Source organism: Methanoculleus sp. UBA303 (assembly GCA_002501655.1).
Lineage (GTDB): Archaea > Halobacteriota > Methanomicrobia > Methanomicrobiales > Methanoculleaceae > Methanoculleus.
The window spans coordinates 5,358-22,144 of sequence record DANY01000048.1 but is presented as its reverse complement, the minus strand read 5'-3'; the positions used below and the strand labels follow the sequence as shown (position 1 = coordinate 22,144).

Annotated in this window: 10 protein-coding genes; 5 read left to right on the top strand and 5 right to left on the bottom strand. The window is 64.3% G+C overall.

The features are described 5' to 3' along the window. Nucleotides 1-28 precede the first annotated feature (28 nt). From BP846_RS11910 to BP846_RS11890, 5 genes are read right to left on the bottom strand one after another with little or no spacing between them, the layout of a single operon-like run. On the bottom strand, nucleotides 29-4,093 hold the full coding sequence (locus tag BP846_RS11910; RefSeq protein ID WP_292395682.1) for a DUF3344 domain-containing protein: 4,065 nt from the start codon (nucleotides 4,091-4,093) through the stop codon (nucleotides 29-31). A 4-nt stretch (nucleotides 4,094-4,097) separates the two neighbouring features. Further along, a complete protein-coding gene (locus tag BP846_RS11905; protein WP_292385013.1) occupies nucleotides 4,098-5,321 on the bottom strand; it encodes an ABC transporter permease in 1,224 nt (407 codons plus the stop codon). After that, on the bottom strand, nucleotides 5,318-5,983 hold the full coding sequence (locus tag BP846_RS11900; protein ID WP_292385012.1) for an ABC transporter ATP-binding protein: 666 nt from the start codon (nucleotides 5,981-5,983) through the stop codon (nucleotides 5,318-5,320). Before BP846_RS11900 ends, BP846_RS11905 begins: the two co-directional genes overlap by 4 nt. Before the next feature lie 4 nt (nucleotides 5,984-5,987). Continuing rightward, on the bottom strand, nucleotides 5,988-6,965 hold the full coding sequence (locus BP846_RS11895) for a DUF3344 domain-containing protein (protein ID WP_292395680.1): 978 nt from the start codon (nucleotides 6,963-6,965) through the stop codon (nucleotides 5,988-5,990). Then, nucleotides 6,952-8,766, bottom strand: a complete 1,815-nt coding sequence (locus tag BP846_RS11890; RefSeq protein ID WP_292395679.1) for a DUF3344 domain-containing protein — start codon at nucleotides 8,764-8,766, stop codon at nucleotides 6,952-6,954. The genes BP846_RS11895 and BP846_RS11890 overlap by 14 nt, the downstream gene beginning before the upstream one ends. 647 nt (nucleotides 8,767-9,413) lie before the next feature. Here BP846_RS11890 and BP846_RS11885 point away from each other — a divergent pair. Genes BP846_RS11885 through cobN form a run of 5 tightly spaced genes read left to right on the top strand, consistent with a single transcriptional unit; the run spans nucleotide 9,414 to nucleotide 16,648 of the window. Further along, nucleotides 9,414-9,884 (top strand): PGF-CTERM sorting domain-containing protein, encoded by a 471-nt coding sequence (locus tag BP846_RS11885; protein ID WP_292395677.1) that lies wholly within the window; start codon nucleotides 9,414-9,416, stop codon nucleotides 9,882-9,884. Further along, nucleotides 9,881-11,095 carry an ABC transporter substrate-binding protein gene (locus BP846_RS11880; protein WP_292395675.1) on the top strand — a complete coding sequence of 405 codons (1,215 nt, stop codon included), beginning with the start codon at nucleotides 9,881-9,883 and terminating at the stop codon, nucleotides 11,093-11,095. Before BP846_RS11885 ends, BP846_RS11880 begins: the two co-directional genes overlap by 4 nt. Further along, nucleotides 11,092-12,156, top strand: a complete 1,065-nt coding sequence (locus BP846_RS11875; RefSeq protein ID WP_292395673.1) for a FecCD family ABC transporter permease — start codon at nucleotides 11,092-11,094, stop codon at nucleotides 12,154-12,156. Before BP846_RS11880 ends, BP846_RS11875 begins: the two co-directional genes overlap by 4 nt. Further along, a complete protein-coding gene (locus BP846_RS11870) occupies nucleotides 12,156-12,950 on the top strand; it encodes an ABC transporter ATP-binding protein (RefSeq protein WP_292395671.1) in 795 nt (264 codons plus the stop codon). The genes BP846_RS11875 and BP846_RS11870 overlap by 1 nt, the downstream gene beginning before the upstream one ends. Further along, nucleotides 12,947-16,648 carry a cobaltochelatase subunit CobN gene (gene cobN, locus BP846_RS11865; RefSeq protein ID WP_292395669.1) on the top strand — a complete coding sequence of 1,234 codons (3,702 nt, stop codon included), beginning with the start codon at nucleotides 12,947-12,949 and terminating at the stop codon, nucleotides 16,646-16,648. The genes BP846_RS11870 and cobN overlap by 4 nt, the downstream gene beginning before the upstream one ends. Nucleotides 16,649-16,787 lie beyond the last annotated feature (139 nt).

Genomic DNA, 16,787 nt, shown 5'->3' with positions numbered 1-16,787 from the left:
CCGGCAAAAAAGTGGATACCGGGGTTTTTCAGTCCCCTGAGAGGTCGGCATGGCATTCGGTGGTCACATGTGGCGAGACTATGACGTCTTCGATCGTCTTCGACCCGCTCTTTCCTACTACCTTCACCGGATAACTGCCGATATCAAGGTAGTGGAAGGTGTGGGGCGTCTGTTCTCCCGTATCCCGGCCGAAGAGGTAAATCTTGGCGCCCGCCGGGGTGCTTGAGACCTCAAGCGATCCCCAGGTATAGGGGTCGAGAGTGAACTTCACCGTGGCGTCCTTGCCGTGGTCCGTCAGCAGAACCTCCCGTTCCGCCGGGATATACCCCGGCTTTGAGATCGAGACCAGGTGTTTTCCTTCCGATATGTTGGTAACGACATACGGCGTGGCAAACCCGGTCTGGAACCCGTCGACCGATATCGTTGCCCCTGCCGGCACCGACGTCACGAGGAGACTGCAGGGTGCATCCGAGAAGACGGCGCTCACGGTGTCGTTCGACTCGACGGCGACGGGTAACCTGTAACTCCAGTAACTCTCGCCGTCGTAGACGGTGATATACGACCCCCCGATCCCACTGACCTCGACCTTCTTCGGGAACCGGTCGCCCAGGTACCTGCCGTTGATCGAGAAGGGTTTCTGCGCGTAGTCCTCCGACTCAAACGTGATCGAGCGCACCAACTCCGCGTTGCCGCTGGTGAACGTCACCCGGGCTATGGCGTTTTTCTCGATCCAGATCCGCTCTTTATCGGAGCTGAACGTGACCGTCTCTTTCTTCACCTTGATGGTGTGCAGCCCCTCCTTGAGCCCGTAGACGATGTCGGGAGTCTTCCGGTTCACCTTGCGGCCGTCGACGAGGATCTCCGCTCCCTCCGGGAACGAGTCGACGTAGACGCCGCCGTAGTGGTTCTGCTCCCAGGTCCGGAGCGGGCCCGGGGAAGCGAGACCCGGAATCTCGACAACGACCTCATCGTCGTGGTCGAGCAGGATTGTCCGTTCCGCCGGCTCGGCGCCGTCCATGCGCACCCGGACGGTATGGTTGCCGCCGGAGAGTCCCGTGAAGGCGGCCGGTGTCGTCCTGCCGGTGTACTCCCCGTCGAGGTCGATGAGCGCACCCGGGGGGTCGGAGAGCACCGAGAGGCCGAACCACATCGTGGTGATATCGACGGCCGGCGCCGCCGGCGCCGTGGGTGCGGGCTCGGCCCGGGCCAATCCGGGATCAGGCGCGGGCTCCGCCGCCGCCGGTCCCGGCTCCTCCTCGGCGAGGGTGAAGCCGAACAACCCGAAGAACCCAAGAATGGCATCAAAGACCCAGTCAAGTGGTCCTCCGGCCGCGGCGTCTCCGTCGGCCTCGCCATACCGGACCGCATAGACGCCCCCCTGCCAGATCTTTGCCGAGACACTGCCTTCCGCCGTGTCGGCCGTGGTTTTTAGCGGCTGCCAGGTGCCCGAAGAGCGGCCGTACCGGGCGATCACGCCTCCCGTATCGCGCACGGAGATGGTCAGCGTCAACGGCAGGTCGCTGATCATATCCTCGCTGCCGATCGCGTAGGCCGGCTCGGTATCCCCCGCGTCGTCGGGCCTGAGCCGTTGCAGCGTCAGCGCCGAGATCGGGCTCCCGGCACCGTCGGTGATCACTGCTCCCTCAGGGATATACAGCTGGACAGCCCCGCCGTCGGCGATGATGCGTGCAGCATCGATCCGACCACCCGTGACGTTCAGGGCGAACCGCGATCCAGTATCGCCGGAGGACGATGTCGTCGGCGTCCCGGGAGTGCTCGCCGTGGGCGTAGCGTTCGCCTCGTAGCCCGCCGGCGGGATGCCCTTCCTGACGACGAGGATGACGGCGCGGTTCTCCATATAATCCCCCTTCGTCGTGGTGATGAGGCTCTGGATCCCCGCCTCGTTCCCTGACTGCCGGAGGTATGGTCTCGCGTCCAGGTCGGCCACGCTGATCGCTGAAGAGCCGGCAGTGAGCAGGTTGAACCACTCACCGCTGTTGAAGAAGATCCGGTGCTCGTCGTCGTCCATCCCCGAACCTGCTGTGGTTACCAGGATGAGACGCGCCTCACCGGCTCCGGAGAGGTCGATAGACTCGTTGAAGATCGCTGTCGTGATACAGTCTTCAGACGTCGTGCCGAAGTCCGGGTTGGCATAGAGCGTATCCGATCCCTCCGCGATCCAGTAGGTCATCTCCGGTTCGGCAGGATCTTCGGTGACGACCAGGAGGCCGACGCCGTAGGCCGCAAAGACGTCGTCCTTCCTCCCGTCGTTTGTCACCGTCACGATGTGCTCTCCGGCGACGCCGCCCTTGATGCCGGTGACGTTGAACGCGTGGGTCTCGAGGAGATAGTTATAGATCCCCTCGTTCTTCCGGTCGTTATAGACATTGTCGGCTTTGATCTCGGCTCCATCGACTTTCAGGTTGATTCTGACCGGGGTGCCCTCCTTCCTCTTCTCGTCGTGCCCCCAGGTAGTGTAGATGTAAAGCCGCGCATACCCGATCGTGCCGTTTGCGGGGGCAGGGACGTTGATCGTAAACTCCTTGCCCTCACCGGCGTGGATGAGCCCGGTGTAACTGCTGAACTCGTAGTAGGTCAGGTTCCCGTGGACGGTTCCTGAGACGGCTACGTCCAGGTTCTTCCCGGTGTAGCCGTAGTCGGGGATCCCTCCGCCGTCGGAACCGCCGGACCCACCCCCGGACGTCGTGAGGTCGAAGTTAACGGAGGTGGTCTCGCCGTCGTTGACCGTAACCGTCCGGTAGTCTTCGTAGCCCTCCGCCCTCACCTCGACCGTGTAGTCGCCGATGACCAGGTTCTCCAGCGTCGCCGGGGTTACGACCGACCTGTTCACCCCGTTGAGGTAGACCCAGGCCCCGGGCGGCTCGCTCGTCACCTCGATGCTGCCCGTTATCGGTTCGAGATCGAAGTGGACCGTGGCGTTCGCGCCTCTGGTCACCGTGACCCACCGGTCGTCAGGTATCCGATAACGATCCAGCTCGACCCGGACCGAGTGGTCCCCGGCTGAGACGCCGGGGATCGTGGTGTTCGTCGTCCACTGGGTCACCTCGTCGTCGAGGAAGACCGCCGCGCCGGCGGGCGCCGAGGTCACCTGGATCGACCCGACCTCCTCCTCGGGATAGCGGACCGAGAGAAGAGCAAGCGGGATCTTGAAGAATGCACCCAGGAACCCTCCGCCGCTCCCGGTGACGCTGAGGTCCCGGGTGTAGGTGAGGGTACTCGTCGTCCCGGGTTCCAGGAGATCCGAAACGTCCCATGTCTGGTACCCCGAGTAGGCGCCCTGCGGCTCATTGGCATCGAGCGGTTCGGTGTTGAACGAGAACTCGCCGACCTGGCTTGCTATGTAGATGGCCGAGAACTCGGCCGCAAACTCGCGCTCGTCGTCTTCAGGGAGGTCCTCGGTCGAGAAGAGCGTCTCGCCCATGTAGGTCGCGCCGAGGTCCTCCTCGGTGTAGTAGGAGTGGACATCATGCCCCTGGTTCGCCCAGTAGTATACTTCGTCGCCGTCGCCGTCGTCGTAGGCGACGACAAGCGTGACGAGTTTGATTCGCCCGTCAAAGGTCCCCGTATAACCTTCCGGCTGCTCCGTCTTCACCTGGGTGACCGCATTCCTGCCGGTGATACGGTTGGTCACGTCGTACCACATCCAGTAGTCGCTCGTCACCCGGTTGCAGTGGTCATTCACCCAGACCGGCCCGTCCCCGCCATTAGCCGGGAAGGAGTACGACTTCCGGAGTTCCTCCACGCCGAGCGTCTGCATCCCCGACCCGCCATTGAACTTCACGGTCGCCCGGTGCTCGTAGTTGTTCTGCATGTGGCCGCAGTAGACAGCGACGTAGAGGCGCGCCCACTTGATCTTCGAGTAGGAAGGAAGTGAGTAGGTCTTCGTGACCTCATGCTCCTGCCCGACCCCCACGAACGAGTCATGCCACAGCCCGCCGGAGACGACGCCGCTTTCCACTGTCTCAAGCGGGATGCCGCCCACATACTGGTCAGCCGCCGCAGGTGCAGGCACGAGGGCCAGCAACAGGGCAAGAGAGAGGATAATTCCTGAAGTTACTGATCTTCTTCTCATACTTTCACACCCCCGTCCGTATCGCCGTCACCGGGTTGAGATGAGATGCTTTCAACGCCGGATAGAGGCCCGATACCAGGGAAAGGGCGATCGCGATCGCCATCCCGAGCACGAGGAGCCCGGGCGTGATCAGGGTAATCTCGGCGTCTGCGAACGTGGAGAACGTGTCGCCGAGCTGGGCGACGATGAACGGCTTGCCGAAGGTGTTGATCGCGCCCGAGAACGCGACGCCCAGGAGATCGCCGATCACACCCCCGATCAACCCGATGTAGAGGCACTCGGCAAGGACGAGGTAGACGACGTCGGCAGGGGAGGCCCCGATGGCCATGGTGATCCCGATCTCCCGCGTCCGCTCGAAGACCGACGTAACCATCGTGTTGACGATCATCAGCGCCCCCACGATCAGGGCGACCCCGGCAAAGAACGCCAGGATGAGGACGACAACGTCCATCAATCGGTTCACCGACTCGATCTGCTGGAACGCGCCCCGTGCGGTGAGGCCGAGCCCCTTGATGCCGTCCACCACACCAAAGACCGCGTCGGGGTGATCGACCCTGATCAGGACGCCGTCGAACGCCGCTTCGCCGCCGCGCAACTCCTGCGCGACCCCGCGGTCGATCAGCATCACCTGGTCGAACGCGTCGTCCCGCTCCTGGAGTACGCCGACAAGGGTGAAACCCACCTCTTCGTCGACCGGCATGCCGTCCTCGTCGTAGCGCCGGATCAGGATCGGGACAGTATCGCCGAGCCGGACACCCTCGTAGCGCTGGAGCGTCTCGGCGACGTCGTGCCCGAGCACCGCCTGCCGGGAGCCGGGAGCGAGGGATTCTCCTTTCAGGTACTTCGGCCTGATCGCGTCCCCGATCCCGCCGGGATCGACGCCCACGACCTCAAGGTAGGTCTGCCGTTTTGTGGCGTAGGCCTCCCTGACCACCGCCGAGGATGCCGCGACATGGGGGATGGCATCGAGTTCGCCGATCTTTGCCGGTGTGATGAGCTGGATCGCGCCGCCGCGGATATCAGCGGTCGCCTCGATGAGCGTGAGGTCGGACTGCTCCTTGATCGCCTCCACCGCCTGGTAGCGGATGCCTTCGCCCAGGGAGACGGTCCCGACGACCGCCGCAACCCCGATAGCGATGCCGAGGGCGGTGAGGAAGACACGCATCCGTTTCCGCGCGACCTGGTGGGCCGCGGCCATCAGATAATCGATCAGCCTTCCGACGATCACGATACCACGCTCCCGTCAAGGAGTTCGATGGTGCGGTCCGTCCGCTTCCCGAGTTCGCGCTCATGGGTGACGATCAGAAACGTCGTCTCCCGTTCCCGGTTTACCCGCCGCATCAGGTCAAAGATCTCGTCGCGTGTCCTTGAGTCGAGGTTCCCCGTCGGTTCGTCGGCCAGGACGATGAGGGGGTCTCCGACGAGGGCGCGGGCGATCGCCACCCGCTGCTGCTCGCCGCCGCTCATCTCCCTCGGGTAGTGGTGTGCCCGGTCCGCGAGACCGACGGTCGCAAGGAGATCGGCGGCCCGCTCTCTCCTCGCGGCCTTCTCGTGATAATTGAAGAGGAGGGGGTACTCCACGTTCTCCTGCGCCGTCAGCGCCGGGATGAGGTTGAAACTCTGGAAGATAAACCCGATGGCCTCCCTCCGGAGCGCGATGAGCGCTTTTCGGTCGCCGAAATCGACATTCCTGCCGTCGATCCGGACCTCCCCGGAGGTCGGGGCGTCCAGACCGCCGAGGATGTTCAGGAGCGTGCTCTTCCCGCTGCCGCTCCTCCCGAGGAGGGCGACGAACTCGCCCTTCCCGATGGCGAAGTTCACGTCCAAAAGAGCAGTCACCTGGTCGTTATATGCCTTGTTCAAGTGCATTGCTTCAATGATCGTCTCCATCTTCTTACCTCCGTTCGGCCCAGAGAACGGCGTTCGACAGGACAAGGTAGTCTTTCTCGTCCTGGACCTGCGCAAAATTCTTATCGGACCGCAGATAGGGCAGTACGTCCCGCCGGTCGATCCCGACCTGTTTCGTCTCGTCGGAGTCAAAGACGTTCACCCACTCCTTCCCGTTCGATCCCGGGAATATCGCCGAGAGGATCGCTTCAAAGAACGAGGGCATGCTGCTCGTCCCTTCGCGGTTGAAGAAGAGCCGGTTGATCACGGGGATGTTCTCCCGGGTATAGCCGCCCGAAGGGGCGACGAGGAAGAGCTCGGCAGACGCAAGACCGGACCGGCTGATCGTCCCGGGAAAATCGATCCTGCTTGACGCCATGGCAGGGGTGATCCCGTAACTGCTGTAGATGAGGTCGGCCCCCTCGCTCACCCAGGCGATCGCCTCCGGCGATCCCGGGCTCTCGTAGACAGCGAGCAGCCCGATCCCCTGGACGACAAAGGTTCGGTTGTCGGTGGCGTTGTTCTCGAGGATGACGGTAAAGGAGTTCTTCCCCCGGGCGAGATCCGTCGTCGTAAAGGCGTCCATACCAGAGAAGAAGTCGTTCTTGCTGACGAACCCCTTGGAGTCCGCGTAACGGGCGGTCTCCGTGAGGTGCTCACTCGTATCCGTACGGACGAGCGAGAGCGCCGGGTAGATCGCCTGCTGGTCGAGTTTGCTCCAGGCCCAGTAGACGTAGAGGCGCTGGTGCCGGATGGTTGCATCCTCCGGGATGTCGAGGTCGAACGAGACCGCATACCGGTCCCCGGGGTTGAGCGCGCCGCTATAGGTGCTGTTCCCAACCGTATAGACGTACCCCCCCCGGAACTCGTCGTGAAACACGGTCGAGAGCGGTTTATCCCCGGCATAGGTGGCTGCCGCGGGCACTGCCAGAAGAAGTCCGAGGACGATGATCAGCCCGGCAGCAACAGTCCTACGGGAAGACATACTCGCCCTCCGCCGCGTTGTTTGCCCGGTTTGAGTCTTTGATCGCGCCCTTCTCGTCCGCGACCACCCTGAGCCGGTGCTTCCCGGGCGTCGTGTAGAGCGGGACGTCGATCGTGACCGTTGCCCCGGCGCCGATCCCGTCGACGTGCTTTACCGCCGCCTTATCGCCGTCAAGGTAGATGGCAAGGTCGAAGGCGCCGACGTCGCTCCCCCCGCCGTTCCTGACCGTGATCGGGATGGTGTAGTCGGAAAACCCTGCGGCGGCCGCCGGCGGCGCCACCAGCGGGCATGCGGCGACGATGACCGCGCCCGCGACCAGAGCGATCGCTATCTTCCCGCCGGGCGGGCGCATCGCGGCAAGGAGCGCGGCGAGAGAGAGCCCTGCAACCAGGGCAACGAGCGGGGCTGGCGACTGTTGCGGCGATGCGGCATGCGCCTCAGCCCCGGCCCTGACCGGTGCCCCGATGGCGACGGAGAGGTCGGGGATCGTGCCGACCGTCAACTCTACCGACGCCTCGTTGTCCACCGGATCAGCGTCGCCGGTGGCATCGACCCGGACCGAGATTGTGTGCCGCCCCTCGGCGAGAGTGACGCCGGTCTCGACCTGCTGGACCCCGGACCTTGCCGGTTCGACCTGGACCGTCCTGACGGCTCTTCCGTCGACCGAGAAGACCACCGCGATCTTCCCGTCGGGCCGTGCGCCGTGGTTCCTCACCGTCGCCTGAATGGTTGCTTCTTCGCCGGCGTAGGCTCCCGTCGCCACAGGCGCGTCGACAGAGAAGTCGGGCGCGGGCGAGGCGCCGGGCCGTCGCACGGTGAGGATGACGGAGCAGGGGTGGATGTAGTCCTCACCCTCGGGCTTTGACCCGGTGGTGCTGATCTCACCGTCGCCGTCGAGGTCTCTTCCCCGCTCGAAGACAACGTGGTTAGTATCTTTCAGGAGGCGGCCGAGATCGAACGTCTCGACGTCGACGTAGCGGGCCTCGACCCCGGCACCGCCGTTCGCGTCGCCGATGCACTCGTTCCCGATGTCCCGCGCACCTTCGGGATAGAGCGAGAGGTCGGTCACCGGGACGCCCAGGTCTTCGCCGTTGAAGAGAACATAATCCGGCTGCCCCTTTGTCGAGGCAAGGAGGACCACGGTCAGGTCGGCGGCGGCGTTCTCTGCTAGAGGTGCCTTCTCAAAGGTTATCTCGCACGTGTCGTGGCGCGTGGGGTTTGTGCCGGCCCACCCCTCGCCGTGGAGGTTCTCGTTTCCTTCGGCGATCCAGTACCGGGTGACCGGTTTGCCGGCGTCCTCGACGACGGCCACAACGAAGATGCCGTAGGAGCGCCCGTCGATCCTGCTCTCGGGCTGTCCCCTGCTGGTCGTCAGTTTGATGGTGTTCTTGCCACCCCGGAGCTGGTCGGTGCAGTCGTGTGCGACCCAGTAGACGCCGTACCCTGAGACGTAGGTCTCCTCATTCCGGTCGTCTTTCCCGAAGAGATCCCGGCGGGCCGGGACACCGTTGTTGACGCTGATCTCCTCCCACCCGGTGTAGCGCTCGGTGCCGCCCCAGATGCCCGTGTAGACCCGCGCCCAGACTGGTTTTGCCGGGAGTGAGAATGTGCATTCGATAGGGGGGGCGGTGAGCCCGTAGGTCCCGAAGGTGAGCACGTCTCCCTGCACCTCGCCCTGGGCCGCTACGCGGAGCGGGATGCCTTCGAAGTCGTAGATTGCTGAAACTGGTGCTGTGATGAAGACAAGTGCGATAAGTACACATAACCAAGAGATATTTCGGAATATGTTCATACTATTCATCAGATAGTATCACTCAGTATTAAGACTTTTTATTTTTTTGTGAATAATAAGGGGCGAAAATTCTCTCTTCCCCGGAAATATGGGGCCGGATTGTTTGCAAGCCCCGATCCCCTGGCGCTCTGGCCGGCGTTCGTTAGCGTCCTTGAATTTTGTATGAATCATATCAGAGCCGGAGCCTGGAACGTTCGCGCTCCCGGGCACAGCTTCCCGGCGTCTGTCGTCCTTAGGGGGGTCGGACCTCCACATGATACCCACCACGGCCCGGTGTACCGGGACAGGCCCGGGGGAAAACCGGGTCCGATCCCTGCACCCGGCGCACCGATCTCACCGGTGAAGCCTGAGGTCGCATCCTATGGCCGGTTTGTGCGTTCTGCTTGACATCCGCTCCCGGACTCATGTGCGATTCGAGTTTGGGACCGGGAGGTGCCGCCCGCCATTCTGTTGGATCTCCCCTCCTGGTCCAGGTCTCAGGGCAACCTCGAACACCCCCGGCGGAGACAGGCCCCTGTCAACGCTCCTGGAGAGCCCCGCGGGAATTCACAATTTATATTGGTTTGTTCACACTCCTTTGGTTTAATTTCTCAATACCTTCGAATAAGTAACACAAATAAAAACATATTTACCACCACACGATAAAAATCCCTGCAATGCTACCGAAGAGAGCAGTACTCCTGTGCATCCTGGTCTTTGTGCTCGCGGCCCCCGCAGCGGCCGGGAGCATCGAGAGAATCGTCACGCCCTCAGGGAACGGTCTTGATATAACCCTCACGCTGACGGACATCCCCGTCGGGGGCATCGTCGAGACACTCCCCGACGGCTGCACGTGGACGGAGGCGGACCACCCGGAAAACCGCACCCGGGTCTCCGGGCAGCAGGTCGCCTTCGCCGTCATCGGCGAAGAGACGATCCGTTACCGGGTCCAGGGGCCGCCGGACGTCGCGGAAGCGTTTGCCGGCACATGGGAAGACCTGCTGACCGGTGAGTCGGGCACCGTGGGGGCCGGCGAGCCCCGGAACCCCGGACCTGGCGCTGCGACGGCGCCCGGCACACCCGGTTTCGGGTGTGCAGCCGCGATCGCCGCGCTTGCCGCTGCATACCGCTGGAGGTGCGGCCGGTGACCCGGCGCCTGCTCCTGCTCGCCTGCTCTCTCTGCCTCCTCGCAGGGATGGCGCAGGGGGTCCCGTGCGACCGTGACGGCGACGATACCCTGACGGCACCGGAACTCGCGACCGCAATCCTCGATTCGCTGGACGCCCGGTTCATGGGGGGAACGGTTGAAGCCCCGTCGCCCGTCGACCTCCGGGACGCCGCGTTCATCTATGAGCACTGGGACGGCCGGACGCTCACGATCACCGATTCATCAGGGCGGACGACGACGCTTTCCCGTCCGCTCCGGAGGATCGCGCTCTTCAACAGCGACACCCTCGAGATGATGCGGTCGCTTGGGCTCGAGCCCGATCGGGTCGTGGGCGTGAGCAAGTACGTCCTCGAGGACCCGGTCTTCTACCCCGAGTACCAGGGCACGGCGAACCTGGGCTCGACCTGGGCCCCCGACTATGAGCAGGCGGCCAGCATCCGCCCCGATGCGGTCTTCCTCTACGCCACCCTCTCCGAGAGTTCGTGTGCCGATATCGAAAAGACACTCCGGTCCATCGACCCCGGGATCCGCTTCTTCCGGTTCGACAGTTACCGCCCAGCGACCTACGCCGAAGAGGCACGGACGCTCGGGCTCCTCCTCGGGAAAGAAGAGGAGGCCCGGCGGTTCCTTTCGTTCCACAGGAACGTTACAGGTACCGTGGCAGGGGTGGTCGATGCGATCCCGGCCGAGGACCGGGTATCGGTCTACCTGGAGAGCTGGCACGACTACAAGAGCGCCGGAAAGGGCTCCGGCTACGACGAGAAGATCGAGCTTGCCGGCGGCAGGAACATCTTCGGCGAGAACCCGGTCGAGTACCCGGTGGTCGACCCCGAGGCGGTCATCAGCAGGAACCCGGACGTCATCGTGAAGATCGTGGGCGCCGGCGAACTGGCGTTCGGCGGCTACGGCGACGACGACCGGTCATCCTTCGAGACGGTCTGCCGCACAATCGGGAACCGCCCGGTCTGGGACAGGATCAGCGCGGTCAGGGACGGCCGGGTGCACATCATCCACTCCGACGTCATCGGGGGCCCCGAATACTTCATCGGCACCGCCTACCTCGCAAAGTGGTTCTACCCCGACCTCTTCACTGACCTCGACCCCCGCGCCGTCCACCAGCAGTACCTGGAGGAGTTCCAGCACCTCGACTACGACCTTGATGAACACGGAACATTCGTCTACCCGGCATGATGACCGATTTCGGCAGGGAGGAATACGCGCGGCTCGCCGAGAAGCGGGCGCTCTTCATCACGGGCCTCATCGTGATACTCATAGCGCTCGCCGGGGTCGCCGTGACGATCGGGTCGGCCGGCCTCTCGGTCGCTGACTCCTACATCGCGATCCTCGCCGGGCTCTTCCCCGGTGCGGTCGACCTGCCTGACCGGATGGTCGAGTCCAACGCCGTCGGGATCGTCTGGGGCTGGCGGCTGCACCGCGTCCTCTTCGCGGTCGCGGCAGGATTCGGGCTTGCGATCGCCGGCGCGGTGATGCAGGGCGTCCTCAGAAACCCGCTTGCAAGCCCGTTCACGCTCGGGATCGCCTCCGCCGCCTCATGCGGGGCATCGATCGCCATCGTCCTCGGTGCCGGCCTCCTCTCCGGCGGCCTCCTCGTCATCGGCAATGCGTTTCTCTTTGCCATGCTCGCCGCGGCCGCCATCTACGGCATGGCCCGCCTGCGGGGCATGGGGAGCGAGACGATGATCCTTGCCGGCATCGCGCTCATGTACCTCTTCTCGGCCATCACCTCGCTCCTCCAGTATCTGGGGACCGCCGACAAGGTGCAGGCGGTCGTCTTCTGGATGTTCGGGTCGCTGGACAGGTCCTCATGGCCGAAACTCGGTATCGTGACGGTCGTCCTTGCTGCCGTCGTCCCGGTTCTTCTCTGGCGCGCATGGGACCTCAACGCCCTCGCCGAAGGCGACGAGACGGCGAAGAGCCTCGGTGTGCCGGTGGAGCGGTCCATGGCCGGGTTCATGCTCGCCGCATCGCTCGTAACAGCGGTGATCATCTGCTTCACCGGCACCATCGGGTTCATCGGCCTCGTGGCGCCCCACATCACCAGGATGGTGATCGGGACCGACCACCGCACCCTCCTCCCCGCGTCCGGGCTCGTGGGTGCCGTCCTCCTCCTCGGCGCCGACTGCCTCGCCCGCACCGCTATTCCCGGGACCATCGTCCCGGTCGGGATCATGACGGCGTTCCTCGGCATACCGTTCTTCATCTACCTCTTCATGCAGAGGAGGGATGCCTGATGCCGCTCCTCTGTGCACGAGGGGTCTCGTTCTCGTACCGCGACCGCCGGGTGCTCGAGGACGTCTCGTTTACCCTCGATGCGGGCGAGGTGCTCGGGCTCGTCGGGCCGAACGGTTCGGGGAAGACGACGCTGATCCGGTGCCTGGGCCGGCTCCTCGACCCGGAAGGCGCCGTCCTCCTTGACGGGCGCGATACGCGCTCGATGAGCCGACCCGAGATCGCGCGGACGGTCGCCTACGTCCCGCAGAACGGCGGTATCTCCAGTTCAGCGACGGTCTTTGAGACCGTCCTGATGGGCAGGCGACCGCACCTGCGCTGGAGCGTCTCCGAAGAAGATAAACAGAAGGTCTCGGAGGCGCTCTCTCTCCTCGGCATCGGTGACTTTGCGTCCCGCAGGACCGACCGCCTCTCGGGAGGGGAGCGGCAGCGGGTGCTCGTCGCGCGTGCGCTTGCGCAGGACGCCCGGATCCTTCTCCTCGACGAGCCGACGAGCGCGCTTGATATGCGCAACCGGATCGAGGTGATGGCCCTCCTCGCCCGGCTCGCAGAAGAACACCGGCTTGCGGTGGTAGCGGCGATCCACGACCTGAATCTTGCCGCCCGCTACTGTCACCGGCTCCTGATCTTAAAGGACGGCCGGGTGCTCGGGAGAGGGACGCCGTCTTCCCTCCTGACCTCCGGGATGGTGCGTGCGGTCTACAGTATCGAGGCGGTCATAAAAGACGAGATGGGGGTGCCCTACGTGGTCCCCCTCCGGCCGTCAGAGAATGACAACCTGGTGAAGATTCTATGAAGATAACTATAGTTGCCTGGGGCAGCGAACTGCTGCAGTTTTCCGGTGCAGCGCGGGAGGCGGGGATCGACCTCTCCGCGTGGCAGGTACATGAACTGATAGATGATTCAGAGAAGCGGAAGCGGTGCATTGAGTCGTGCCGGGGATCAGACGTTGTCCTGGTCCACCCCTCGAACGACTCGGTCTGGGACGAAATCCTCGGCGGCCTCGCGGAGGGCATCCCGGTTATATCGTTCGGCTACACCGATGCCTGGTGGTCGGCCTCGACCGTCCCGCTCGCCGTCGTCTCCACCGTGAGCGCCTACTTCCTCTACGGCGGGCCTGAGAACATCAGGAACCTGATCCGCTACGTCCAGGCCGAAGTGGCCGGGATAGACGTCGCCTACGCCCCCCCACAGGGGACCCGCTGGGAGGGGATCTACCACCCGGACGCGGGTCGCGTCTTCGATGACACCGACGCTTACCTCGCGTGGTATCCGTCCCGGCACCCCGTCCGCGTCGGGCTCCTCTTCTCCCGGACGCACTGGGTGAACGGTGACCTTGCCGTCGAGGATGCCCTGATCCAGGAACTCGAGAAGTATTATGATGTCCTCCCGGTCTTCTGCTTCGGGGTCCCGGATAAGGAGATCGGGGCACGGTCCGACCGGGAGGTGATAGAGACCTTCTTTACAGCCCCGATCTCCGCGCTCATCGACGCGCGAACGTTCACGCCGCCCCGTGACACCGATGCCTTCACCGAGACGCTCGTGAAACTCGGCGTGCCGGTCTTCCACCCCCTGATCCTCTACCACCGGACTGAAGCGGAGTGGATGAGCGATACAGACGGGATGCGCGGGAGCGACGTCTCCTGGTACGTTGCGATGCCCGAGTTCCTGGGCGGGATCGAGATGGTGCCGATCGGTGCCGCGGAGAGCCGCGACCGGGCGGGCACCGAGGGCGAGCGGCACGTCCCCATAGACGAGCGAGTGGAGAAGTTTGTGGGCCGGGTCAGGAGGTGGATCGACCTTGCGCTAAAACCCGCCGCCGAGAGGCGGGTGGCCTTCATCCTCCACAACAAGCCCTGTGCATCGGTCGAGGCGACGGTCGGGGCCGGGGCGCATCTCGATACGCTGGAGAGCGTTGCCCGGGTCCTCGAGGCGATGCGCGACCGGGGGTATGCGGTCGAGTGCCCGGGGAGCGGGAGAGACCTGATCGAGACCATCATGAACAAAAAAGCGATCAGCGACTTCCGCTGGACGTCGGTTGAGGAGATCGTCCGGAGGGGGGGCGCCCTTGCGCTGGTTGAGCCGGAGGAGTATGCCGCCTGGTTTGAGACCCTGCCTCCCGGTGTCCGGACCAGCATCTGCAAGGCGTGGGGGCGGCCGCCGGGTGAAGAGGTGGATGGGGTCCCGCCGGCGATGGTCTACGAGGGGAAGATCGTCGTCACCGGGGTGCGCTTTGGAAACGCCATCGTCTGCGTCCAGCCGAAACGCGGGTGCGCCGGCCCGCGGTGCGACGGCGAGGTCTGCCGGATCCTCCACGACCCAGGCGTTTCGCCGACTCACCAGTACCTCGCGACATACCGCTACATCGAGGAGACGTTCGGTGCGGACGTGATCGTCCACGTCGGCACACACGGGAACTTCGAGTTCCTCCCCGGGAAGTCAGTTGCCCTCTCTGATACCTGTTTCCCCGATATCGCCATCGGGACCGTCCCCCATCTCTACATCTACAACGCCGACAACCCGCCGGAGGGGACGATCGCCAAGCGGCGGAGTTACGCGACCCTGGTCGACCATATGCAGACGGTGATGACCTCAAGCGACCTCTACGCCGGACTGAAGGAACTCGAAGAGCAGATCGCGGACTACAACCGGGCGAAGGGTGTTGACCGGGCGAGGGCGCACGCGCTCGAGCATACCATCGCCGATCTCCTCGTGCAGACCGGGATCGCCGACGAGATGGGGTTTCGCGCCATGCACGAAGACGGGACGCCGTTCGAGGAGGTGGTCGCCGCTGCCCATACCGCCGTAACCCGGATCGCCGATACCCGGATCCCCGATGGGATGCATATCTTCGGCGAGGTGCCGGAGGGCGAGCGCCGGGTGGAGTTCATCCATGCTATCATGCGCTACAACGGTGAGGTGAGGGGCGCGGTGCTCCGGATGACGGGGCATGACGCCTCGACTGCGGACGACGCCCTGCTGCGGGACGCCGAAGCCGCGGCAAAGAGCCTGATCGCCACGATCCTGGAGGGGGAGCCTCCTGACCGGGCGGCTGAGCGGGTTCTGGGTGATCGCCTCCGCCGGCTCGACCTGGAGGCACTTCAGAAGATCCAGGATGGCGTCCTCGACCTTGCAGCCAGGATAGACGACTCTGATGAGATCGGGAGCCTGCTTTCTGGTTGTGCGGGGGGCTACGTCCCGCCGGGCCCCTCCGGGCTGATCACGCGGGGCAAGCCCGAGGTGCTCCCCACCGGGCGAAACTTCTACTCGCTCGACCCCTTCCGTATCCCCACCCGGGCCGCGTGGCGGATCGGGACGCGGCTTGCGGAGAGTGTTATCCAGAAATACATCGAGGAACACAGGGCGATCCCGGAGAACATCGGTATGTACTGGATGGCATCCGACGTTATGTGGGCCGACGGCGAGCAGCTCGCGCAGGTCTTCTCCCTCATCGGGGTCGAACCGGTCTGGACCGATGGGAGAGTCAGGTCCTGTCGCGTGATCCCGCTCGAAGAACTCGGGCGGCCGCGGATCGACGTCACCATCAGGATGAGCGGGATCCTCCGGGACTGCTTCTACTCCTGTATCGAACTCCTGGACGACGCTATCCGGGAGGTCGCCGGGCTGGACGAGCCCCCTGATATGAACTTCATACGGAAGCACGCCCTCCAGGGGAGCGGGACGGCCCGCATCTTCGGGAGCAGGCCGGGCACCTACGGCAACGGCGTCAGTCTGGCGGTCTACGCGTCGGCCTGGAAGGAGGAGGCTGACCTTGCAGAGGTCTTTCTCCGGTGGAACAGTTACGCCTATGGACGGGACAACTTCGGTGAAGAGTCCCCGGAGACCTTCTCCGCGCAGCTTGCCACCGTCGACCTCACCTTCAACAAGACGGTGACCGACGAGTACGACCTCCTTGGGTGCTGCTGCTACTTCGGGGCACACGGCGGGCTGACCGGGGCGGTGAGGGCGCTCTCGAACCGGGACGTGCCCGCCTACTACGGCGATACCCGTGACCGGGACCGCGTGGAGGTCAGGACGCTTGCAGAGGAGATACGGCGGGTCGTCAGGGCGAAACTCCTCAACCCGAAATGGATCGAGGGGATGAAGCGGCACGGCTACAAGGGTGCCGGGGACATATCCCGGCAGGTGGGAACCGTCTACGGGTGGGAGGCGACGACACAGGAGGTGGATGACCGGATCTTCGACGACATCACCCGCACGTTCGTCCTGGATGCGGAGATGCGGCAGTTCTTCGCGGACGAGAACCCCTGGGCGCTCGAGGAGATCGGGAGGAGGCTACTTGAGGCGCACGAACGCGGTCTCTGGGACGCTGACCCGGACGTCCTCGAGGGGCTGCGGGCGGCCTACCTGGAGATGGAGGGCTGGATCGAGGACCGTATGGGAGATGCCGGCGGCGACGTCCAGGGCGGCGCGGTCCGCGTGGTGACCGTGGGGGATGTAAAAGCACTACGGGGAGCACGGGAGAAGGAATGAGCGGCGTGAAGACGGCGGATGGCGACACCTGTTAACGCGTCGCGCTCTATCATGCCACCGGTAAATCGCCTTCATGCGGCACGTTCCCGCTTTTCCCTCATTTCTGTTTTCGCAGTCTGAGTAGACATACCGTGAGAAG